This window comes from Pseudonocardia sp. KRD291 (assembly GCF_019263595.1).
Taxonomy (GTDB): Bacteria; Actinomycetota; Actinomycetes; order Mycobacteriales; family Pseudonocardiaceae; genus Pseudonocardia.
The window spans coordinates 1-20,682 of sequence record NZ_JADQDD010000092.1 but is presented as its reverse complement, the minus strand read 5'-3'; the positions used below and the strand labels follow the sequence as shown (position 1 = coordinate 20,682).

The 20,682-nt window shown below is 73.9% G+C and carries 20 protein-coding genes; 13 read left to right on the top strand and 7 right to left on the bottom strand.

The genetic code is table 11. From position 1 onward, the window contains the following. On the top strand, positions 1–960 hold a 960-nt coding region (locus I4I78_RS14980), incomplete at its 5' end, for an ABC transporter substrate-binding protein (RefSeq protein ID WP_308252121.1). Then, complete coding sequence (locus I4I78_RS14975) at positions 957–2,180, top strand: MFS transporter (protein ID WP_308252120.1); 1,224 nt, start codon at positions 957–959, stop codon at positions 2,178–2,180. The genes I4I78_RS14980 and I4I78_RS14975, both read left to right, overlap by 4 nt. A gap of 9 nt (positions 2,181–2,189) precedes the next feature. On the opposite strand, the gene I4I78_RS14970 is transcribed toward I4I78_RS14975, so the two are convergent. Next, on the bottom strand, positions 2,190–3,131 hold the full coding sequence (locus I4I78_RS14970) for an NAD(P)/FAD-dependent oxidoreductase (RefSeq protein ID WP_218611924.1): 942 nt from the start codon (positions 3,129–3,131) through the stop codon (positions 2,190–2,192). 108 nt (positions 3,132–3,239) lie between these two features. Here I4I78_RS14970 and I4I78_RS14965 point away from each other — a divergent pair, with 108 nt between their 5' ends. Next, positions 3,240–3,857, top strand: a complete 618-nt coding sequence (locus I4I78_RS14965) for an MSMEG_1061 family FMN-dependent PPOX-type flavoprotein (protein ID WP_218611923.1) — start codon at positions 3,240–3,242, stop codon at positions 3,855–3,857. A 270-nt stretch (positions 3,858–4,127) separates the two neighbouring features. Beyond that, entirely contained in the window at positions 4,128–5,864 is a 1,737-nt protein-coding gene (locus tag I4I78_RS14960) for a DUF222 domain-containing protein (RefSeq protein ID WP_218611922.1), read from the top strand. Positions 5,865–5,886: 22 nt separating this feature from the next. Here I4I78_RS14960 and I4I78_RS14955 read toward each other — a convergent pair whose 3' ends face one another. After that, positions 5,887–6,837 (bottom strand): o-succinylbenzoate synthase, encoded by a 951-nt coding sequence (locus tag I4I78_RS14955; RefSeq protein WP_218611926.1) that lies wholly within the window; start codon positions 6,835–6,837, stop codon positions 5,887–5,889. A gap of 74 nt (positions 6,838–6,911) precedes the next feature. After that, positions 6,912–8,366, bottom strand: a complete 1,455-nt coding sequence (locus I4I78_RS14950) for an NAD(P)/FAD-dependent oxidoreductase (protein WP_218611921.1) — start codon at positions 8,364–8,366, stop codon at positions 6,912–6,914. Between the two features lie 71 nt (positions 8,367–8,437). On the opposite strand from I4I78_RS14950, the gene I4I78_RS14945 reads away from it, so the two are divergent. From I4I78_RS14945 to I4I78_RS14930, 4 genes are all read left to right on the top strand, one after another. Further along, a complete protein-coding gene (locus I4I78_RS14945) occupies positions 8,438–9,088 on the top strand; it encodes a TetR/AcrR family transcriptional regulator (RefSeq protein WP_218611920.1) in 651 nt (216 codons plus the stop codon). After that, on the top strand, positions 9,085–9,834 hold the full coding sequence (locus I4I78_RS14940) for a siderophore-interacting protein (protein ID WP_218611919.1): 750 nt from the start codon (positions 9,085–9,087) through the stop codon (positions 9,832–9,834). Before I4I78_RS14945 ends, I4I78_RS14940 begins: the two co-directional genes overlap by 4 nt. A 69-nt stretch (positions 9,835–9,903) precedes the next feature. Next, positions 9,904–10,647: a response regulator transcription factor gene (locus tag I4I78_RS14935; RefSeq protein ID WP_218611918.1), complete on the top strand. Its 744-nt coding sequence runs from the start codon at positions 9,904–9,906 to the stop codon at positions 10,645–10,647. Positions 10,648–10,663: 16 nt separating this feature from the next. Continuing rightward, the gene (locus I4I78_RS14930; protein ID WP_308252119.1) at positions 10,664–12,139 is read left to right on the top strand and encodes a HAMP domain-containing sensor histidine kinase; all 1,476 of its coding nucleotides are present in this window, start codon (positions 10,664–10,666) and stop codon (positions 12,137–12,139) included. A 9-nt stretch (positions 12,140–12,148) separates the two neighbouring features. Here the strand turns inward: I4I78_RS14930 and I4I78_RS14925 are convergent, their stop codons facing one another. Continuing rightward, the gene (locus I4I78_RS14925; protein ID WP_218611916.1) at positions 12,149–12,901 is read right to left on the bottom strand and encodes a MerR family transcriptional regulator; all 753 of its coding nucleotides are present in this window, start codon (positions 12,899–12,901) and stop codon (positions 12,149–12,151) included. Positions 12,902–13,161: 260 nt separating this feature from the next. Between I4I78_RS14925 and I4I78_RS14920 the strand changes: the two genes are divergently transcribed. Together I4I78_RS14920 and I4I78_RS14915 are read left to right on the top strand one after the other, a co-directional pair. Further along, positions 13,162–14,262, top strand: coding sequence for a ferredoxin reductase (locus I4I78_RS14920; protein WP_218611915.1), 1,101 nt, complete (start codon positions 13,162–13,164; stop codon positions 14,260–14,262). A 19-nt stretch (positions 14,263–14,281) separates the two neighbouring features. After that, complete coding sequence (locus I4I78_RS14915) at positions 14,282–15,430, top strand: acyl-CoA desaturase (protein WP_218611914.1); 1,149 nt, start codon at positions 14,282–14,284, stop codon at positions 15,428–15,430. A gap of 174 nt (positions 15,431–15,604) precedes the next feature. On the opposite strand, the gene I4I78_RS14910 is transcribed toward I4I78_RS14915, so the two are convergent. After that, the gene (locus I4I78_RS14910) at positions 15,605–15,817 is read right to left on the bottom strand and encodes a hypothetical protein (protein ID WP_218611913.1); all 213 of its coding nucleotides are present in this window, start codon (positions 15,815–15,817) and stop codon (positions 15,605–15,607) included. Between the two features lie 162 nt (positions 15,818–15,979). On the opposite strand from I4I78_RS14910, the gene I4I78_RS14905 reads away from it, so the two are divergent. Both I4I78_RS14905 and I4I78_RS14900 read left to right on the top strand, forming a co-directional pair. Continuing rightward, positions 15,980–17,629, top strand: coding sequence for an AMP-binding protein (locus I4I78_RS14905; RefSeq protein WP_218611912.1), 1,650 nt, complete (start codon positions 15,980–15,982; stop codon positions 17,627–17,629). A gap of 80 nt (positions 17,630–17,709) precedes the next feature. After that, positions 17,710–18,603, top strand: a complete 894-nt coding sequence (locus tag I4I78_RS14900; protein ID WP_218611911.1) for a sucrase ferredoxin — start codon at positions 17,710–17,712, stop codon at positions 18,601–18,603. A 57-nt stretch (positions 18,604–18,660) separates the two neighbouring features. On the opposite strand, the gene I4I78_RS14895 is transcribed toward I4I78_RS14900, so the two are convergent. Together I4I78_RS14895 and I4I78_RS14890 are read right to left on the bottom strand one after the other, a co-directional pair. Continuing rightward, on the bottom strand, positions 18,661–18,834 hold the full coding sequence (locus I4I78_RS14895; protein WP_218611910.1) for a hypothetical protein: 174 nt from the start codon (positions 18,832–18,834) through the stop codon (positions 18,661–18,663). A gap of 72 nt (positions 18,835–18,906) precedes the next feature. Then, complete coding sequence (locus I4I78_RS14890; RefSeq protein WP_218611909.1) at positions 18,907–19,749, bottom strand: HAD family hydrolase; 843 nt, start codon at positions 19,747–19,749, stop codon at positions 18,907–18,909. Between the two features lie 113 nt (positions 19,750–19,862). Between I4I78_RS14890 and I4I78_RS14885 the strand changes: the two genes are divergently transcribed. Continuing rightward, on the top strand, positions 19,863–20,682 hold an 820-nt coding region (locus tag I4I78_RS14885), incomplete at its 3' end, for a glycosyltransferase family 39 protein (RefSeq protein WP_374225873.1).

Here is a 20,682-nt window from a genome sequence, read left to right as displayed (position 1 = left end):
CTCGCCCTCACCCTGGTGTTCGCCGCGACCGCCTGCGGTGCGCAGGTCGAGCCCACCGCGGCCGCGGAGACGGTGACCGTGCCGCGCTGCGCGGAGCAGGTCGCCTACCGGAGCCCGGAGAAGGTCGTGGCCTACGAGGGCGGCAGCGCGGACAAGCTGTTCGCCCTCGGCCTAGCCGACAAGGTCCGGGGCTACGTGATGCCCCCGGCGAACCCGCCGGTCACCGAGTCGCCGTTCGCCGCCGACTACGCGCGCACCGAGCTGCTCAGCGACGACCTGCTCAACCGCGAGCTCGTCGTCGACGCCGGCGCGGACATGGTGGTGGCGGGCTGGCGGTCCGGGTTCAGCGACGAGCGCGGCATCACCCCCGCGCTGCTGGACCGCCTCGGGATCGCGAGCTTCATGCACACCGAGACCTGCTTCAACTACCCCGGCTTCCCGGTGAAGGTCACCCCGCTCGAAGGCCTCTACACCGACATGACCCGCCTCGGCGCGATCTTCCGGGTGCCGGACCGGGCCGCGGCCGTCGTCGAGACGATGAAGCAGCGCGTCGCCGCCGTCGCCGCGCAGGCGCCGAAGAACCCGGCACCGCCGTCGGTGTTCCTCTACGACTCCGGCACCGACCGGCCCAACTCGGCGGCGAGCCAGGTCCCGCCGAACGACATCATCCGGATCGCCGGCGGCGCCAACATCCTCGCCGAGGAGAACGCACGCTGGACCGACGTCGGGTGGGAGACCGTCGTGGCGCGCCAGCCGCAGATCATCATGATCCTCGACTACGGCGACCAGAGCGCGCAGCAGAAGATCGACTTTCTGAGGTCGCTGCCGATCCTGCGCTCGGTCCCGGCGGTGCGCGACAACCGGTTCTTCGTGCTCGACTACAACGAGGGCATCAGCGGTCCGCGCAACATCGACGGCCTGGAGCGGTTCGGCGCCTACCTGCGCGAGCAGGCCCGGTGAGCGCGCCGGCGCACCGCTCGGTGCTGCGCGAACCCGACTTCTTCCGGCTCTGGACCGCGACGACCGCGTCCGGCCTGGCCACCTGGGCGCTGCCGTTCGTGCTGGGGCTGGCCGTGCTGGACGGGTCGCTGGACGCGGTCGGGCTCGGGGTCGTGCTCGGCGTGCGGACGGCCGGGTTCCTGGCCGCCGTCCCGATCAGCGGGGTCATCGCCGACCGGTACTCGCGCCGCGCCGTCATCTGGTTCTCCGGGCTCTCGGCCGCGGTGGCGAGCGTGGCGATCGCGGTCGGGCTGGACACCTCGCTGTGGCTGATGATCGTCGGCGCGGTGGTCGCCGGGGCGGGGCAGGGCGCGTGCCGGCCGGCGTTCCAGGCGCTGGTCGCCGAGATCGTCACCGACGACCGGCGCCAGCAGGCCAACGCCGCGACGACGTTCTCGGTGCGGGTCACCACGCTCGTCGCCCCGGCGGCGATCGCGCTGCTGGGGACGCTGCTCTCCACCCGGGCACTGATCGTGGGCATCGCGCTGCTGTGGCTCGTCGCGGCGATGCTGCCGCCGCGCGGAACGTTCCGCCGGGAGGCGGCGGCAGGCACGGGCTCCGGGTTCTTCACCGAGTTCGCCGACGGCGTGCGCGAGGCCCGCCGCCACCCGTGGTTCCTGGCCGGACTGGGCGCGCTGACCACCGTGATCGCCACCGGCTACTCGGCCACCGGGGTGGCGCTGCCGTTGGTCTCGCGCGACGTCTACGGCAGCGAGGCCGTGCTGGCCGCGGCGCTGACCGGCTACACCGCGGGCGCCCTGCTCGGAGCAGTGATCATCTCGCGGTGGCGCCCGCAGGCCCGCGGCTGGTCCGCACTGGCCGGGCTCGGGGTGTACGCGGTCGCGCCGCTGGCGTTGCTGGTGCCGTTGCCGATCTGGGTCGTGGTGGCGGCCTACGTGGTGGCCGGGATCGGGATCGAGCTGTTCAACGTCCCGTGGTTCACCGCCGTGCAGCGCGAGGTGGACCCCGCGACCCTGGCCCGGGTCTCGTCGCTGGACTTCCTGCTCTCCTACGGCCTGGCGCCGCTCGGGCTGGCGCTGATCGCCCCGGCGATCGCCGCGTTCGGACTCGCCCCGGTGCTGCTGACCTGCGCGATCGCCTGCGTCGTGGGTCCGGCACTGGCCGCGCTGGTGCCGGGCACGCGCCGCTTCTCCCGGGAACCCTCCCGTTCCCCGTCGTGACCGGTGGGTTCAGCCGAGTCGCTCGGCCAACCCCCGGCCCAGCCGCGCGCCCGACAGGTAGGCCGTCTGCACCTTGGGCGTCCCCCAGCCGTCACCGGCGAGGGCGATGCCGTCGTCGCCCAGGTGGAAGGCGGCCTCGCGCGGCGCTGCCGGGGCGGCGAAGCGCCAGCGGTGCACGTGCGTCCACACGGGATCGTTGTCCAGGTCGAGCAGCTCGCGGACGGCGGCGGTCATCACCGGCGCCGCAGCCTGCGGGTCGGCGTCGTGACGGCGGGCGACGGGCGCCGTCGAGTGCGCGACCAGGACCGGTGCGCCGTCGCCGCGGCGCAGGCCGTCGTCGGCGAGCAGCGAGAGTGTGGGGTGGTCGTTGACGAACGCGGCCGGCAGGTCCGGCCAGGTCCGCACCGGGTAGCCGGCGACGAGGGACAGCACCGGGTTCCAGTCACGCCCCTGCACCGCGGCGGCGGCCGGGGAACCGGGGTCGAGCAGGCGCTGCGCCTGCGGGTCGGGCATCGCGACGACGGCCGCGTCGGCCCGCTGGCCGTCGACGACCGGACCCGGCCCGACGGTGGCGACCTCGCGTTCGAGCTCCACGGTCAGTCCCTCGGCGAGGTCGGCGACCAGGCCCCGCAGCCCGGCCGGAGCGGCCCAGCGCATCGGGCCCTGCGTGGTCCCGGCGGGCGAGGTGCCGGTGAACACGGCGAGACGGTCGGTCCACTGCCGGGCCACACCTTTCTCCTCCCAGTGCCGGACCTGGGCGCCGAACCCGTCGTCGTCGACGGTGAAGTAGGCGGCGCCGGTGTCGGCCGGGCGACCGTCGTGGCGGTGCACCCCCAGCCGGCCGCCCACCGAGTGCGACCGCTCCAGCACCCGCACGTCGACACCGCGCGAGACCAGCTCCCGTGCGCACGCCACACCGGCGATCCCTGCTCCCACCACGATCACGCCCATGCTCGCCGACCCTAGGTCCGACGATCGGCCCGGGCGCGGCCACCGAAAACTTAGGGCACCCTAACCGACGGGTGTACGGTCGGCGGACCACGGACACGGAGGAGCGGCATGGAAGAGATCACCGACGAGACGCGGCTGCGGGAGATCATCAAGGAGCCGGTCAGGGCGGTGGCCGAGAAGGCCGTCACCCGGGTCGACGACGAGTCCCGCCGCTTCCTGGAGGCGTCACCGTTCTTCCTGCTCGCCACGACCGGGCCCGAGGGCGCGACCGACGTGTCGCCGCGGGGAGATCCGCCCGGCAGCGTCCTTGTTCTCGACGACGGCCGTTCGGTCGCGTTCGGCGACCGCAAGGGCAACCGGCGCCTGGACTCGCTGCGCAACATCCTGCACGACCCGCGGGTCGGGATGCTGTTCCTGGTGCCCGGCTCGGGCGACACGCTGCGTCTCAACGGGCGCGCCCGGATCGTGCACCACCCGGACTTCGCCGAGCGGCTCGCCGTGTCCGGCTCGGTGCCCGAGCTGGCCGTCGTCGTCGAGGTCGAGGAGCTGTTCCTGCACTGCGCGAAGGCGTTCCTGCGCTCGTCGCTGTGGGACACCGCGACCTGGCCGGACCGCCGCGACGTGCCCAGCGCCGGCCGGATCGCGAAGAGCCAGAGCGGGGTGAAGGTCCCGGCAGGGGTGATCGACGCGGCACTGCGCCTGGAGGCGCGGCTCAACCGGTACTGACGTGATGTCTCGGGCGCCGTGCCGCGACGGGTCGAGCGCGAGCCCGTCGTCGGACGGCAGCCACCCCTGGCACACGCTGAGCGGCGACGGCCTCGTCGAAGACTGCGACCGCGTCCGTGGCGGTCTCACCGGCCGCGGCGTGGGAGGCGACCGCGTAGCGGGAGTGGTCGTCGACGAGCCCCGGAGCGTCACCGATGTCCTGAGACAGGACATCAACCGGTACTGACCGACCACTGGATAAATGCACGTCACTGCGATAGAATCGAACACATGTTCGCAGTCGTCGACGATGTGCTCCCGGTCGAGGACCCGTGCCCGCACGGCATTCCCGGCTGGCTGTGCGACGACCTGTGCCCGGAATCGGGTGCCGTCGACGACGGACCGACCACCGCGGTGGTGGACCTCGAGCATGCGCCGGGAGCGCGGCTCGCGTTGCAGTGCCAGTCCGCGGGGGCGGTGCCCGAGCTGCTCTCCGACGGCGAGGTGCTCGACGTCGTCGACGGCACCGAACGCATCATCCGGTGGGCGACCGGACTCCGGGCGCGGATGCTGGCGGCGTTCGCCGACCGCCACCCCGCCGGCGCCTCCGCCGCGCCACCCGGAGCGGGCGTGGCGTCCCCGGTGGATCGATGGTTGCCCGACGAGGTCGGGCTGACCCTGGGCATCCCCCGCCTCGAAGCATCCGCCGAGATCGCCCGGGCGCAGCGGTTCGCCCACGTACTGCCCGACACCCTCGCCGCTCTCGAACAGGGCCGCATCGACGAACGACGCGCGGATGCGATCGCGCGGGCGACCGCGGTGCTGCCCGACGACAAGGCCCGCGCGGTCGAAGCAGCCGTCCTCCCCACAGCACCCGATGCGACCCTGCGCCAGGTCCGCGACCGGGTACGCCGGGCGATCGCCAAGGTCGACCCGGACGGGGAGTACCGGCGCCACAAGGAAGCGAACACCGAACGACGGGTGGCGATCCGGTCCCTCGACGACGGGATGGCGTCGCTGTGGTTCTACGGCTCCGCCGAACAGATCGAGGCCGCCTGGCAGATGGCCGACCGCCTCGCCCGCGCCCTCGGACCCGACGACCCCCGCACCCTGGACCAACGCCGCTTCGACCTGGCCATGCAGGTACTGCAGGGCCGACTCACCGTCACCGACCTGGCCGACGTCGACACCGCCGTCACCGACATCCTCGCCACCGAGAGCGACAGCCGAACCGACGGCGACGACGGAACCGGCGACGACGATGCGCTCGGCAGGGGCGAGGCCTCCGCCGATAACGCTCACACCAGCCAATCCGCCGACATCGGTGCCGGTGACGCCGCGGGCCCGGCGGACCGTGCCGCGGCGGCGCCACGACACGATTCATCCGCCGACCCACCGCCGCCAGCCGAGCACAGAGTCCCGCCCGACGTGCTCGCCGACGCCGTCGCCACCGCGCTCGCGCGACGCCCGGGCCTGCACGCCACCGTGCGCAAACCGCTGATCCATGTCGTCGTCGGGCTCGACACCCTGCTCGGCGACGACCGGCCCGCCGAGCTCATCGGACACGGCCCCATCGACGCCGGGACGGCACGAGCCCTGGCCGCCGACGGACTCTGGCAACGCCTGGTCACCGACCCGCTCTCCGGGACCCTGCTCGACCAGGGCCGCACCACCTACACACCGTCCGCCGGACTCGCCGACCACGTCCGGGCCCGCGACCAGGTATGCCGCGGACCCCACTGCGGACGCCGCATCCGCGACCTCGACCACCACCAGGAGTGGACCGCCGAGCTCGGCCCCACTGCCGAACCCAACCTCTTCGGCTACTGCCGGCACCACCACATGCTCAAGGACGCGCCGGGCTGGCAGGTGATCGCGCACCCCGACCGATCGCTGACCTGGATCAGCCCCAGCGGACGACGACACACCACCGAGGCCTTCGACTACCGCCCCTACACCGACGCCACCGTCAGCGACGACCGGTCGAAGCCGGCCGTCGCCACCGAGGACGATCCCGCTCCGTTCTGAGATGCGCGACGCCGGCCGCGGGCTACTCCCCGCCGAGCAGCTCCGCCACCCGGTCGAAGCGCTCCCGCCACCAGGTCGCGCGCTCGTCGTCCGCGGCGAACGCGGCGCGGCGCACCGGCTCCGGGGCGCGGCGCGGCACCGGCAGCGAGCCGTCCACCGGGAGCAGCCGCTCCGCCGGGTCGACGACGTCGTCGGTGAGCAGGGTGGCGGTGCCGAGCCCGCAGGCGAACGGCAGCTCGGGCAGCGCGCCGGCCAGCGCGAGGCCCGCGGCCAGGCCCACGCTCGTCTCCACCGCCGAGGACACCACGACCGGTAGCCCGCACGCCTGCGCGACCTCCAGCGCGCGGCGCACGCCACCCAGTGGCGCCACCTTCAGCACCGCGACGTCGGCGGCCTCGGCCAGCACCACGCGCATCGGGTCCTCGGCGCGGCGGATCGACTCGTCGGCCGCGATCCGGACGTCGACCTTGCGGCGGACCTGCGCGAGCTGCTCGACGTCGCGGCACGGCTGCTCGACGTACTCCAGCCCGCCCGCGGCGCGCTCGAGCTGACCGATCGCGTGCACCGCCTCGCTCACGGTCCAGGCTCCGTTCGCGTCCACCCGGACGGCCCCGGACGGGCCGAGGGCGTCCCGGACCGCCTCGACCCGTGCCTCGTCCTCGGGGAGTGACCCGGGCAGGTCGGCGACCTTCACCTTCGCCGTCGCGCACCCGGACGCGCGCACGATCCGGTGCGCCGTCGCGGCGTCCACGGCGGGGACGGTGCAGTTCACCGGGATCCGGTCGCGCACCGGTTCCGGCCAGCCGACCCGCGCCGCCTCGACGGCGCCGGCCAGCCACGGCGCCGACTCCCGGTCGTCGTACTCGGTGAACGGACCGAACTCGCCCCATCCGGCGTCACCGCGGAGCAGCAGCCCCTCCCGCACGGTGATCCCGCGGAACCGGGTGGTCATCGGGATCGCGTACACCGACACGTCGTCGTTCACGCTTCAGGAAGCTACGCCGCTCCGCTCAGGTGCCGATACTCGCTCCGCGAGCTCAGCCCAGCTCAGGCGATCAGCTCGTGGTGCGCCGGGTCGACCCGGCGGGTGCGGCGGCGGAACGTGAACGTGTAGCCCGGCCACAGGGTGCGGTTGCGGCCGTGGGCGTCGAGGTACCAGCTGGCGCAGCCGCCGCGGCTCCACACCGCCTTGTCCAGCTGACGCTGGATGTCGGCGTTGAACTCGTCCTGCGACTCCTGACGGGTGTCGATCGCGACCGCGCGGTGCGTGTCGACCGTGCGCATCGCGTCGAGCACGTAGTTCACCTGCGACTCGACCATCAGCACCATCGAGCTGTGCCCGAGGCCGGTGTTCGGGCCGACGATCGTGAACAGGTTCGGGAACCCGGCGATCGTGGTACCGAGCAGCGCCTGCGAGCCGTCGCGCCAGGCGTCGGCGAGCTTGACGCCGTCCCGGCCGGTGATCGCCATCCGGCTCATCCCGTCGCCGACGGCGAACCCGGTGCCGAACACGATCGTGTCGGCCTCGTGCTCCACCCCGTCGTCGGTGACGACGCCGCGCTCGGTGATCCGGGTGATGCCGCCGGTCTCGACGGCGACGTTGTCCCGGCGCAGCGCCGGGTAGTAGTCGTTGCTCATCAGGATGCGCTTGCAGCCCATGGTGAACGTCGGGGTCACCTTGCGGCGCAGCTCCGGGTCGCCGGCGAAGGCCCGGCGCAGGTAGAGCTTCCCGAGCCGCTGGATCGCCTGCATCACCGGCGGGTGCAGGAACCCGGCGACCAGGGCCTCGTGCCGCCAGTACAGCGACGCCCGGTAGGCGGCCCGGGCACCCGGCACCCGGCGGAAGATCCGCCGGGCGCGCTCGGAGATCGGCTTGTCCGGCTTGGGCAGCACCCACGGCGCGGTGCGCTGGAACAGGGTCAGCGCCTGGACCTGCGGCGCGATCGCCGGCACGAACTGGATCGCGCTGGCCCCGGTGCCGATCACGGCGACCTTGCGGCCGGTCAGGTCGCGCCCGTGGTCCCACTGCGCGGAGTGGAAGACGGCGCCGGTGAAGCGGTCCAGCCCCTCGATCTCCGGGACGCTGGGCTCATGCAGCGCGCCGGTGCCGAACACGACGTAGCGGGCGCGGATCGTCTCGCCGTCGGCCAGGCGCACGTCCCAGCCCTCGCCGTCCCACTCGGCCCCGGTGACGGTGACCCCGAAACGGATCCGGTCGCGCAGCCGGTAGCGGTCCGCGACGTCCTCGAGGTACGAGCGGATCTCGGACTGGCGGGCGAACGTGCGCGTCCACTCGGTGTTCGGGAAGAACGAGAACGAGTACAGGTGCGACTCCACGTCGCAGGCGCAGCCGGGGTAGACATTGTCGCGCCAGGTGCCACCGAGCGAGTCGCCCTTCTCCAGCATCACCCAGTCCCGGCGACCGTCGGAGTCCAGCTTGACCGCGGCGCCGAGCCCGGCGAACCCGCTGCCGACGACGACCGTGTCGACGCTCCTGTCCATGCCCGCTCCTCCTCCTAGGTGTTACCGCCGGTAACCTACCACGGGTAACCCCGCTCGGGTACGGTCCGCGGGTGCCGTCCAGCCCGCCCGCCGGGGCCCGTCGCCGGGTCAGCCGATCCCAGCGCGAGCGGGACATCCTGGACGCCGCCGTGGATCTGTTCAGCGAGCACGGGTACGGGCACTCGTCGATGGACACCGTGGCCGAGCGGGTCGGGGTCACCAAGCCGGTGCTCTACACCCATTTCGGTTCCAAGGAGGGCCTGCTGCTGGCATGCATCAGCCGGGCCCGCAGCGAACTGCTGGAGGCGACGACGGCGGCCGCCGCGGCCGCGAGCACGCCGGAGGACATGCTGCGCCGCGGCACCCGGGCGTTCTTCGACCACCTCGATGCGCGGGCCCCGGACTGGAAGCTCCTCTACGCCGAGGCCGGCGTGGCCGCGGATGCGCTGGAGGAGGTCCGCGCCCAGCAGACCGACTTCATCGCCACGCTGCTGCGCGCCCAGTCCCCGGACACCGACGACGCCCGGCTCACCGGCTGGGCCCAGGTGATCGTGGGCGCGTGCGAGCGCCTGGCCGTCTGGCGCGGGCAGGAGCCGGCGAGAGGAGGCTTGCCGGAACGAGAATCGACACAGGTGAGTAGCGAACAGGCCACCGAGTACCTGATGGAGATGGTCTGGACGGGGCTGGCGGGACGCGATGGGGGACAATTCCCGCCACCATGACCTCCACCGCACCACGACTGCTGCAGGTCCGGCGCACGACGCGGGTGACCCCGCGGATGATCCGGGTGACGCTGACGGGCGACGAGCTCGACGGCTTTCCCGGCCACGGCCCGGACCGCCGGATCAAGATGTTCTTCCCGGTCGACGGCCAGGACCGCCCGGCCGTCCCGCGCGCGAGCACCGCCGGCCCGGTCTGGCCCGCCGGCGAGGCGCGCCCGGTGATCCGCACCTACACGGTGCGCCGCTTCGACGACGCGGCGGGCGAGCTCGACGTCGACTTCGTCGTGCACTCCGGGCACGGTCCGGCCGCGGCGTGGGCCCAGGAGGCGGTACCGGGCCGCTGGGTCGGGGTGTCCGAGCCGGGCGGACGCTGGGCCCCGGACGCGGACGCGGCGTTCCAGGTGGTGATCGGCGACGAGTCCGCGCTGCCCGCCGTCGCGACGGTCCTGGAGACGCTCGAGGACACCCCCGGGGTCCCGGTCCTGGCGTTCCTCGAGGTCGCCGACGCCGGCGAGGAGCAGGAGCTGCCGGGCGCGGCCGAGGTGACGTGGGTGCACCGGGGCGACGAGCCCCCCGGCGCGCCGCTGGTCGCGGCCGTGCGGGCCGCGGAGCTGCCCTCGGGGCGGGGGCAGGCATGGCTCTCCGGCGAGTCGGCGGCGGTCCGCGACCTGCGCTCGCACCTGCTCGAGGACCGCGGGCTCGACCGCCGCGCCGTCTACGCGACGGGGTACTGGCGCGCCCGGTAGCCCACGCCCACAGAACGGCTACAGGGCGCACACAGCTGACGCACAGGCTCGTGGGGTGTGCTGACTACCATGACCGAGGTGAGCGGACGCGGACGCGAGGCAGCGCTGCAGCGGGCCGACGGGAGCCCGATCCGCGTGCTCGTCGTCGACGACGAGCCCACCCTGTCGGACCTGCTCTCGATGGCCCTGCGCTACGAGGGCTGGGAGGTCCGCACCGCCGCCGACGGGCTCGCCGCGGTCCGGCACGCCCGCGAGTTCCGCCCGGACGCCGTCGTCCTCGACGTCATGCTGCCCGACCTGGACGGGTTCGAGGTGCTGCGCCGGATGCGCGCCGACGTCCCCGAGGTGCCGGTGCTGTTCCTGACCGCGCGCGACGCGGTGGAGGACCGGATCGCCGGGCTCACCGCGGGCGGCGACGACTACGTGACCAAGCCGTTCAGCCTGGAGGAGCTCGTCGCGCGGTTGCGCGGGCTGCTGCGCCGGGCCGGGATGGCGGCGGCGCGCCATGACGGCGAGCTCGCCGTCGGCGACCTGGTGATGGACGAGGACGGGCACGAGGTCCGCCGCGGCGACTCCGCGATCGAGCTGACCGCGACCGAGTTCGAGCTGCTGCGGTTCCTGATGCGCAACCCGCGCCGCGTCCTGTCGAAGGCCCAGATCCTGGACCGGGTGTGGCACTACGACTTCGGCGGCCAGTCCAACGTGGTCGAGCTCTACGTGTCCTACCTGCGCAAGAAGATCGACGCCGGCCGCGCCCCGATGATCCACACGGTGCGCGGGGCCGGGTACGTGCTGCGCCCGGCGAGCGAGTGATCGTGGCGCCGCAGTGGTGACGGCGCGGGTCGCGGGCCGCGTCCGCTCGCTGCGGGCGCGGCTGGTGATCACCGTGCTGCTGCTGTTCACGCTGGCGTGCGTGGCGATCGGGGTCGCGACGTCGGTCTCGCTGCAGCACTTCCTCGACGACCGCCAGGACCGCGAGGTCGAGATGTCGGTGGAGCGGTTCGAGAAGTCCGCCACCGGAGCGCTGCGCCCGCCCCCGCCCGGCGACGGCACCCCCGACGGCGTGCCGTCGGGCGGGTTCTTCCTCGGGCCCCAGGGCCCGGGGTCGATCGGCGCCGTCGTGCGGGACGGCGCCGCGACCCGGGCCGAGCTGATCGACCAGGGCGGCGTGCGCGCCGACATCCCGGCCGCGGACCTGGCCCTGCTGGCGACCGTGGCCCCGCAGGACCGTCCGCAGGACCTGGAGCTCTCCGGCGGCGAGTACCGGGTGGACGCGGTCGTCGGCTCGGACGGCCTGACCTACGTGCTGGGCCGCCCGAACGACGACGTCGCGGACGTCACCGGGCGCCTGCTGCTGATCGAGGTGGTCGTCCTGGGCGGCGCGGTGGTCGTCGCCGGGGTGGCGGCGACCGTGCTGGTCCGGCGCGAGCTGCGCCCGCTGGAACGGGTGGCCGGGGTCGCCGGGCAGGTCGGCACTCTGCCGCTGGACCGCGGCGAGGTGCACCTGGCCGCGCGGGTGCCGGACCCGGACCCGCGCACCGAGGTCGGGCAGGTCGGCACGGCGCTGAACCGGATGCTGGACAACGTCGAGGGCGCGCTCGCGGCCCGTCAGGACTCGGAGACGCGGTTGCGCCGGTTCGTCGCCGACGCCAGCCATGAGCTGCGCACCCCGCTGGCCGCGATCCGCGGCTACGCCGAGCTGTCGCGACGCGAGCCCGACCCGGTACCGGCCGGCACGGCGCACGCGCTGGTCCGGATCTCCTCGCAGGCCGAGCGGATGTCCACGCTGGTGGAGGACCTGCTCCTGCTGGCCCGCCTGGACGCCGGACGCCCGCTCGAGCGCACGCCGGTCGATCTGACCCGTCTGGTACTCGACGCCGTCGGCGACGCCCACGTCGCCGGACCGGGGCATCGCTGGGTGCCGGACCTGCCGGACGAGCCGGTCACCGTCGACGGCGACGCCGGTCGTCTCGCCCAGGTGATGGCGAACCTCCTGGCCAACGCCCGCACCCACACCCCGCAGGGCACGACGGTGACGGTCGGGCTGACCACGGAGCCGGGCGGCGCGGCGACCCTGACCGTGACCGACTCCGGCCCGGGGATCGCGCCGGAGACGCTGCCGCGGGTGTTCGAGCGGTTCGCCCGCGGCGCGGCGTCGCGCACCCGGGCCGGCAACGACACCCCGAGCACCGGGCTGGGGCTGGCGATCGTGTCCGCGGTCGTCGCGGCCCACCACGGGACGGTCTCGGTGGACAGCGTTCCCGGGCGCACGACGTTCACGGTGCGGCTGCCGGCCACACCCTGAGCCGCGCGGCTACTTCTTCCTCTCCCGCGGCACGAGGTCCTCGGAGAGCTCGGCGATGAACGTGTCCATCGTCTGCTGCATGGTGGAGCGGAACGCCCCGAGCAGCGCCTGGGTCGCCACCGGCTGCAGTGCCTCCACGGCCGTCCGGACGTCGACGGCGCCCTCGCGCGGGAGCCCGGCCGCCACGTGCGGGTTCCACAGGTGGTCCTTGAACAGCGCGACGAACATCTCCGCGATTCCCCGTGTGCGCTCCTCCAGTGACACGCCCACCTCGATGATCGCGTCGGCCGGGATCCCGATCGCGACGGCCTGCGCGCCGGCCCGGACCATCGCCGGGTTGATCACGCGGAGCCGTCCGGGGCCGGCCTCCTCGATCATCCCGGAGCCTCGCAGTGCCTCCAGCGTGCCGTCCGGGAGCGTCACCCCGAGCCAGTCCGGGAACTCGGCCTCGGCCATCTCCACCGGGTCCTCGGGCTGCCAGGGCGCGAGCATCCCGCGGTAGAGACGCAGGGCCTCCTCGGCGCCGCCCGAGGACGACTGGTTGATCAGGACGCCGATCGCGGCGAGGGAGAAGCCGCGCCGCTGCAGCCCGGAGATCAGCTCCAGCCGGGCCACGTGCGACGGCCCGTAGTAGGCGGTGCGACCGCGCAGGTCACCAGGCGGCAGCAGGCCCCGCGAGAGGTGCGCACGCACGTTGCGGACGGTCATCCCGGACCGCGCCGCCAGCCCGTCGATCGTCAGTTCGTCGCCCGTACCGGTCATCGACGCAGACCCTATCCACGCGAACCGGACGAGGCCGCCGGGGAACTCCCCGCTGCGCCACGCTCGGTCCGCGATCCATTCGTCATGACATCGACAAGAACTGATGTCTCATGATCGCGTCGTCGACGACGACCCGATCCACACTCTGTTCCTGCAGCTCACCGCACACACCGCCCTTCACGTTGACACCGACCTCGTCATGGATAGTACTGTCCGCCCAGCAGAAGCATCACCTCTCCCCGCGAGACGAGGGCAGTCCGATGACCAGTCCACCGGCCCGGTTGCCGCGCGGGACGCGCCGGCTGCGCCGGACCGCGGCGCGGTTCACCACCCCCCTGCTCCCGGACGACTACCTGCTACTGCTCAACCCGCTCTGGTCCGCGCGCGAGCTGCGCGGGCGGGTCGTGGAGGTGGTCCCGGAGACCGACGACGCGGTCACCCTGGTGATCAAGCCGGGCTGGGGCTGGGCGTTCGACCACCAGCCGGGCCAGTACGTCGGGATCGCGGTCCAGCTCGACGGCCGCTTCCACTGGCGCTCCTACTCGCTGACCTCCCCGCCGCGGCGCGACCGGGGGCGCATCTCGGTCACGGTCAAGGCGATGCCGGAGGGGTTCCTGTCCCGGCACCTGGTCGGCGGGGTCGAGCCGGGGACGCTGGTCCGGCTCGCGGCGCCGCGCGGCGACTTCGTCCTGCCCGACCCCCCGCCGGAGAAGGTGCTGTTCCTGACCGGCGGCAGCGGCATCACCCCGATCATGGCCATGCTGCGCACGCTGGACCGGCGGGGCACCATGCCCGACGTGGTCGCCGTGCACACCGCCCCGGACCGGGACGCGGTCATCTTCGCCGAGGAGCTCGACGCGCTCGCCGCACGACACCCGGGCCTGCAGGTACGTCACCACCACACGACCACCTCGGGCCGGCTCGACCTCACCCGCCTCGACGACGTGTGCCCGGACTGGCGCGAACGGCAGGCCTGGGCGTGCGGTCCGACGGCGATGCTCGACGACGCCGAGCAGGTCTGGACCGACGCCGGGGTGGCGGACGGGCTGCACATCGAGCGGTTCTCCGCGGACCTGTCCGGCGTCGAGGCCGAGGGCGGCACGATCACCTTCTCCGGGTCCGGGACCGGTGTCGACGCCGACGGCGCGACCACCATCCTGGAGGCCGGTGAGAAGGCGGGGCTGTCGCTGCCCTACGGCTGCCGGATGGGGATCTGCCACACCTGCGTCGTCCCGCTCCGCTCCGGCGCGGTCCGCGACCTGCGCGACGGGACCGAGACCCGCAACGACGAGGGCAATCCGACCGAGAAGATCCAGACGTGTGTCACGGCCGCGGCCGGCGACTGCGTGATCGACATCTGAGAAGCCGGAGGGAACGCCGATGGCCATCGCCGACGTCAAGGAGTTCGCCCACCTCGCCCCCGCCGACGTGGAGGCGCTCGGACGCGAGTTCGACGCGATCCGCCGCGACGTCGAGGAGGCGCGCAACCAGGCCGACGCGGACTACATCCGCTCGGTCATCACGCTGCAGCGCAGGCTCAACGTGGCCGCGCGGGTCGCGCTGTTCGGCAGCCGGATCCCGCCGCTGTGGGTGGCCGGGACGGCGATGCTGGCCGTGGCCAAGATCCTCGAGAACATGGAGATCGGCCACAACGTCATGCACGGCCAGTGGGACTGGATGAACGATCCGGAGATCCACTCGTCGACGTGGGAGTGGGACAACGTGTGCCCCGCCGACCAGTGGCGGCACTCGCACAACTACGTGCACCACACCTATACGAACGTGATCGGCAAGGACAAGGACGTCGGGTACGAGATCCTGCGCGTGCGCTCGGACCAGCCGTGGCACCCGTACTACCTGACCCAGCCGGTCGTGAACTTCCTGCTGATGCTGCTGTTCGAGCACGGGGTATCGCTGCACGACCTGGACATCGACAGCCTCGCGAAGCTCAACGTGGAGGACCCGGCGGAGTTCCGCCGCAAGCTCGCCGTGATCGGGCGCAAGCACGCCCGCCAGATGAGCAAGGACTACCTGCTCTTCCCGCTGCTCACCGGTCCGGCATTCCTGTCCACGCTGACCGCGAACGCGACCGCCAACGTCGTCCGCAACGTCTGGTCCTACGCGATCATCTTCTGCGGGCACTTCCCGGACGGCGCCGAGGTGTTCACCGAGGAGGAGCTCGACGACGAGACGCGCGGCGAGTGGTACCTGCGCCAGCTGCTCGGGTCGGCCAACTTCGACGGGAACCGGCTGATGCACGTGATGTCGGGCAGCCTCGGCTACCAGATCGAGCACCACCTGTTCCCGGACCTGCCGTCGAACCGGTACCCGGAGATCGCGGTCAAGGTCCGGGCGCTGTGCGAGAAGTACGACCTGCCCTACACCACCGGCCCGTTCCCGCGGCAGTTCTGGCAGGCCACCCGCTCGATCTGGCGGCTGTCGCTGCCCCAACGCGGGCTGGCCGCGTCGGAACGCCGCCGGCAGGCCCGCGGCCTGCTCCGGCGCGGGAGAGCCGCGGCCTCCGAGTAGCTCCCGGGGCCGCGCGGGTGGAACCCCCGTCCACGTGCGCGCTCCCCCGGTGAGAGCCGGCTGCATGCCCGCAGCCGGACGACCGGCCCGGTCGGCGCGTACCCCCCTCACGCCGACCGGGCCGACCCTCCTCCCCTTCGCGCGCCGTAGGTGAGCGCGTCGCGGGCGACCCGGTCAGCGCGGGGCGCGGACCGGGGTGCAGGCCGGGCAGTCCCGCCAGGGGCGGGTCCTGGCGGTGGCCGAGCGGTCGGCGCCGCAGCGGCAGGTGTCCGCGACCGGGCCGAAGGCGGGCATGCCCTTCACCGGGCGGGTCGCGCGGGCCAGTACGGAGCCGCCGCGGCGGGTTGCGGAGCTGGTCGTGGTGGTGGAGGTAAGGTACAGGCGCATCGAGGTCCCCGACGGTCGTGACGCGGCGGCGGGCCGGTGGACCCGCCACGAAGCACATCGTCGTCACGCAACGAAACGTAATGGTCATCGGCCGTGACGTCCGGCACAGAGCGACTCCCCCGGTGCCCGTGCGCCCCCGCGGGGTCCTGACAGACTGGCCCCATGGCCCCGTCCTCGATGCCCGGATCCATCGCCGACGCCGCCCGCTCGGCACTCGAGATCGGTACCGGAACCGCCCGCGCCGCGATCGCGCTGACCCGCTCCGGGGTGGTGCGCCCGATCCGTCCGGAACGGCTCTACGGGATGGGCCGGGCCCTGGCCCGTTACGGGTACAGCGTGACCGCCGCGTTCTGCGTCGGCGCGGCCCGGCACCCCTACCGGCTCGCCGTGGTCGACGACGACGGCGTGCTCACCTACGCCGAGCTGGACGCGCGCACCGACCGGATCGCGCAGGCGCTGCTGGCCTCCGGTGCCGCGCCCGGCGGCGCCGTGGGCATCCTGTGCCGCAACCACCGGGCCCCGGTCGAGGTGATGGTCGCGGCCGGCAAGGCGGGCGCCGACGTGGTGCTGCTCAACACCGGGCTCTCGCCCGAGCAGCTGCGCGGGGTCACCGAGCAGCAGAAGCTGCACACGGTCGTCACCGACCCGGACTTCGCCGAGCTGGTCCCGGACGGGCCGCGGATCGTGCGCACCGACGGCGACGGGCCCGGGACGCTGGAGGAGATGGCGTCCTCCGGGGGCCCGCGGGAGCTGCCGTTCAAGCCCGAGCGCAGCCGGATGATCGTGCTGACCTCCGGCACCACCGGCACGCCGAAGGGCGCCAAGCGCCCGCACCCCTCCAGCCTCGCACCGGCCGCGTCGATCCTGTCCGCGATCCCGCTGCAGGCCGGCGAGCCGGTGCTGATCTCCGCACCCCTGTTCCACACCTGGGGCAACGCCGCGCTGATGCTGGCGTCGCTGCACGGGTCGACGGTCGTGCTGCAGCGCAGGTTCGAGCCGCAGGCGTTCCTCGACGTCGTCGAGCGCCGCCGGTGCACGACGATCTTCGCGGTGCCGGTGATGCTGCAGCGGGTGCTCGAGCACGTCGGGGACGGGAACGACCGGGACGGCTGGGCCGGCCCGCACCGCCCGCGGATCGTCGCGGTGAGCGGGTCGGCGCTGCCGGCCGGGCAGGCGCTGGGCTTCATGGACCGTTTCGGCGACTGCCTCTACAACCTCTACGGCTCCACCGAGGTCTCCTGGGTCTCGATCGCCGGGCCGGCCGACCTGCGCGACGCCCCGGGCACCGCGGGCCGCGCCCCGGCCGGCACCACGCTGATCATCCTGGGCGACGACGACCGGCCGGTCGGGCCGGACGTCGAGGGCCGGGTCTTCGTCGGCAACGACCTCCCCTTCGACGGCTACACCGGCGGCGAGAGCTCGCTGGAGGAGCGCGACGGCCTGCTCGGCACCGGCGACGTGGGACACCTCGACGACAGGGGCCGGTTGCACCTCACCGGCCGGGCCGACGACATGATCGTCTCCGGCGGGGAGAACGTGCACCCGGGCCCGGTCGAGGACCTGATCGCGAACGCCGAGGGCGTCCGCGAGGTGGCGGTGCTCGGCGTCCCCGACGAGAAGTTCGGGCAGCGGCTCGCGGCCTACGTCGTGCGCGCCGACGGGGCGTCGCTCGACGAGGACGCCGTCCGCGACCTGGTCCGCGGCGACCTGGCGAAGTTCGCGGTACCGCGCGACGTCCATTTCCTCGACGAGCTGCCCCGCAACCAGACCGGCAAGGTGCTGCGCGCCGAGCTGCCCGGCCAGGACCAGTAGGCCACCATGCCTACCCCCCGGATGGCGTAAATCGGCGGTCACCCGATTGAGCTGAGCCTGTCCTTGCCTAGACTGCACCGATGACGGTGGACGGCGTGCACGACCTCGCGGTGCGGGGTTGCGCGGCGCTGAGCTCGGACGCCGGTGAGCCGCTGGCCGGCACCGCTCCCGCGATGCGCCGGGTCGTCGCCGTCGAGCACGTCGGGGTATGGCCGCCGCGGGTCGCCGCGCACCCCGACGAGGCCATCGCCGGGCTCGCCGAGCGCCTGCGTCACCAGGGCGTCACGCTGCTGCTGATCCGCCGTCCCGGACGACGCGGTCGGGAGACCGACGACGAGCGCGCCGTGTTCGTCGCCGACCTGACCCCCGGCCGGTCCCGGGTGGTGGCCTCGACCGTGCGCGGTCCGGCCGACCTGGACACGGTCTCGTTCGACCTCTCCGCCGGTGAGCCGGTCCTCGACCCCCTGCTGCTGGTGTGTGCGCACGGGCGTCGCGACGTCTGCTGCGCGGTCCGCGGACGGGCGCTGGCCGCGGCCGTCGCCGCCGCCGAACCGTCCGGCGGGGTGTGGGAGTGCACGCACCTGGGCGGGCACCGCTTCGCCCCGACGGCGCTGGTGCTGCCGACCGGATACGCCTACGGGCGCCTGGACGCGGCCACCGCCGTCGACGCCCGCAAGGCCGCCGGGCTGGGCGAGGTCGAGGTGAAGGACTGCCGCGGGCACGTCGGCCTGGAGCCGATCGCGCAGGTCGCCGAGATCGCCGTGCGCGAGCACACCGGGAGCAGGGACGCGGCCGGTCTCGTCGTGGACGCGGTGGACGGCGCGGGCGTCGTCGAGGTGCGCGACCCCGACGGCCGGCGCTGGGCCGTCGACGTGCGGCTGGACACCGGCACCGGGGCGCGGCCCCCGTCCTGCGGCGCGGCGCTGGAGCCGGTCACGCCGCTGGTCGCCGGGCCGCCGCAGCAGATCTCCTGAGCCGGAGCCCCCGTCGCAGGCGACCCGCCTCAGGCGGCCCGTCTCGAGCGCGCTGTCTCAGGCGGACGCGGCCTCCGACGCCTGCACCTCGGTCGGCGCGGGCCTGCGCGCGGCGGGGACGATCGGGCGGACGTCGGCGGCGGGCTCGTCCGCGGTGTCGGGCACCGGCGCGGTCGACCACGTCGCACGGCGGGTGTCCGCCGGTGTCTCCTGGACCCAGTGTCGCGCCATCGACTCCATCCCCATCGGATTCGTCGTTGATCTGCCCTCGACGCTAGGACCGCGGCGGCCGGGAGTCAGCCCTCACAGTCCATCAGGACTCCGAACGGTTCTCCTCGTCCTGTCGGCGGTCGTGGCGAACCAGCGGTCCAGGGCGTCGGCCAGTCCGTCGGCGGTCACGGGGGCGGTCACCTCGTCGGCGTCGGCGCGGACGGTGTCCGGTCCCTGGCCCATCGCGACGCCGTGCCCGGCCCAGCGCAGCATCTCCCGGTCGTTGTCGCCGTCGCCGACCGCGAGCACGTCCGCGGCGTCGATCCCGAGGCGACGGGTCACCCGGGCCAGACCGGAGGCCTTGGACACCCCGGCCGCGACGACCGTCACCCACGGCACCTCGTGGTCCAGCGTGACGGTCGCGTCCGGCAGGTCCAGCCCGGCCGCGCGCTCCCGGGTCTGGGCCGGGGTCCGCCCGGGCCAGTACATGATCAGTTTCGGGGACGGCTCGGCGATCAGGCCCTCGATCCCGACCTCGGTCACCCGCCCGGCCAGGACGCCGGCCGGGAACGGCGCGCTCACCCGCTGCCCGACACCGACGTGTTCGCAGGCGAAGTGCCCGTCCGGGAACCGCTCGCGCAGCCGGGCCAGCGCGTCGGAGACGTCGAAGCGGACCACCGTGCGCACCTCCCGGGTCGCGGTGTCGAGCTCCACGGCGCCGTTCGAGGTCAGCGTGGTGCCGCGGGTCATCGCGAGCTGGTCCAGTGCCGCCGCGACACCGACGACGGTGCGCCCGGTGCAGAGCATGACCTCGGCGTGGCGGGCCGCGCGGTCGATCGCGGCGCGGACCGGCGGGGTCGGCGGGGAGGCGCCGTGCACGACGGTGCCGTCGATGTCCAGGGCGACCAGACGGGGACGCCAGCCGATCGGTCGCACACCCACACCGTAGTGCGCGCCCGCCCGCAGGCCGTCCCGGAGCGGCCCGACTCACAGCCGGGACACAGCGTCGGCACCGGGCGCGCACAGCGCACGCGGCGATCGTCGCCACCGTGACCAGCACGCTGCGCGAACCTCGCACCGATCCCCCGCCCCGCCCACCGGCAACGGGCGGGCCCCCGTCACCGGACCGACGTGGCGGTGGACGCGTCACACCGCACCGCGTCCTGCTCGCGGTGCTGCTGTGCGGCACGGCGGCGCTCTACCTGTGGGGGCTGTCGCGCTCCGGCTGGGCGAACGCGTTCTACTCCGCGGCCGCGCAGGCCGGCGGCACCAGCTGGAAGGCCTGGTTCTTCGGCTCCTCCGACGCCGCGAACGCGATCACCGTGGACAAGGCGCCCGGGGCACTGTGGGTCACCGGGCTGTCCGTGCGGATCTTCGGTCTGAGCAGCTGGAGCATCCTGGTCCCGCAGGCGCTGATGGGCGTCGGCACGGTCGCGCTGCTGCACGCCGCTGTACGACGGGTCGCGGGCGGCGGCGCCGGCCTGATCGCCGGCGGGGTGCTGGCCCTCACCCCGGTCGCGGTGCTGATCTTCCGGTTCAACAACCCGGACGCCTTGCTGGTGCTGGCGCTCGTCGGCGCCGCCTACGCCGTGCTGCGGGCGGTCGAGGCCGGGGCGGCGCACTGGCTCGTGCTGGCCGCGGCGCTGGTCGGGGTCGGCTTCCTGGCCAAGATGCTGCAGGCGTTCCTCGTCCTGCCCGTGCTCGCGGCGGTGTGGACCGTGTACGCGCCGGTCGGGGTCGGACGGCGGATCCGTGGCCTGGTGCTGGCCGCGGTGGCGCTGGTGGTCTCGGCCGGCTGGTGGGTGCTGGCCGTCGAGCTGTGGCCGGCCGCGGACCGCCCCTGGACCGGCGGGTCGCAGGACAACAGCG

Coding starts and splice junctions, on each gene's coding strand:
- I4I78_RS14920 (WP_218611915.1), top strand. CDS start 13,162: ATGACCAGTCCACCGGCCCGGTTGCCGCGCGGGACGCGCCGGCTGCGC.
- I4I78_RS14965 (WP_218611923.1), top strand. CDS start 3,240: ATGGAAGAGATCACCGACGAGACGCGGCTGCGGGAGATCATCAAGGAG.
- I4I78_RS14900 (WP_218611911.1), top strand. CDS start 17,710: ATGACGGTGGACGGCGTGCACGACCTCGCGGTGCGGGGTTGCGCGGCG.
- I4I78_RS14960 (WP_218611922.1), top strand. CDS start 4,128: ATGTTCGCAGTCGTCGACGATGTGCTCCCGGTCGAGGACCCGTGCCCG.
- I4I78_RS14940 (WP_218611919.1), top strand. CDS start 9,085: ATGACCTCCACCGCACCACGACTGCTGCAGGTCCGGCGCACGACGCGG.
- I4I78_RS14915 (WP_218611914.1), top strand. CDS start 14,282: ATGGCCATCGCCGACGTCAAGGAGTTCGCCCACCTCGCCCCCGCCGAC.
- I4I78_RS14935 (WP_218611918.1), top strand. CDS start 9,904: ATGACCGAGGTGAGCGGACGCGGACGCGAGGCAGCGCTGCAGCGGGCC.
- I4I78_RS14970 (WP_218611924.1), bottom strand. CDS start 3,131: ATGGGCGTGATCGTGGTGGGAGCAGGGATCGCCGGTGTGGCGTGCGCA.
- I4I78_RS14950 (WP_218611921.1), bottom strand. CDS start 8,366: ATGGACAGGAGCGTCGACACGGTCGTCGTCGGCAGCGGGTTCGCCGGG.
- I4I78_RS14925 (WP_218611916.1), bottom strand. CDS start 12,901: ATGACCGGTACGGGCGACGAACTGACGATCGACGGGCTGGCGGCGCGG.
- I4I78_RS14905 (WP_218611912.1), top strand. CDS start 15,980: ATGGCCCCGTCCTCGATGCCCGGATCCATCGCCGACGCCGCCCGCTCG.
- I4I78_RS14895 (WP_218611910.1), bottom strand. CDS start 18,834: ATGGCGCGACACTGGGTCCAGGAGACACCGGCGGACACCCGCCGTGCG.
- I4I78_RS14910 (WP_218611913.1), bottom strand. CDS start 15,817: ATGCGCCTGTACCTTACCTCCACCACCACGACCAGCTCCGCAACCCGC.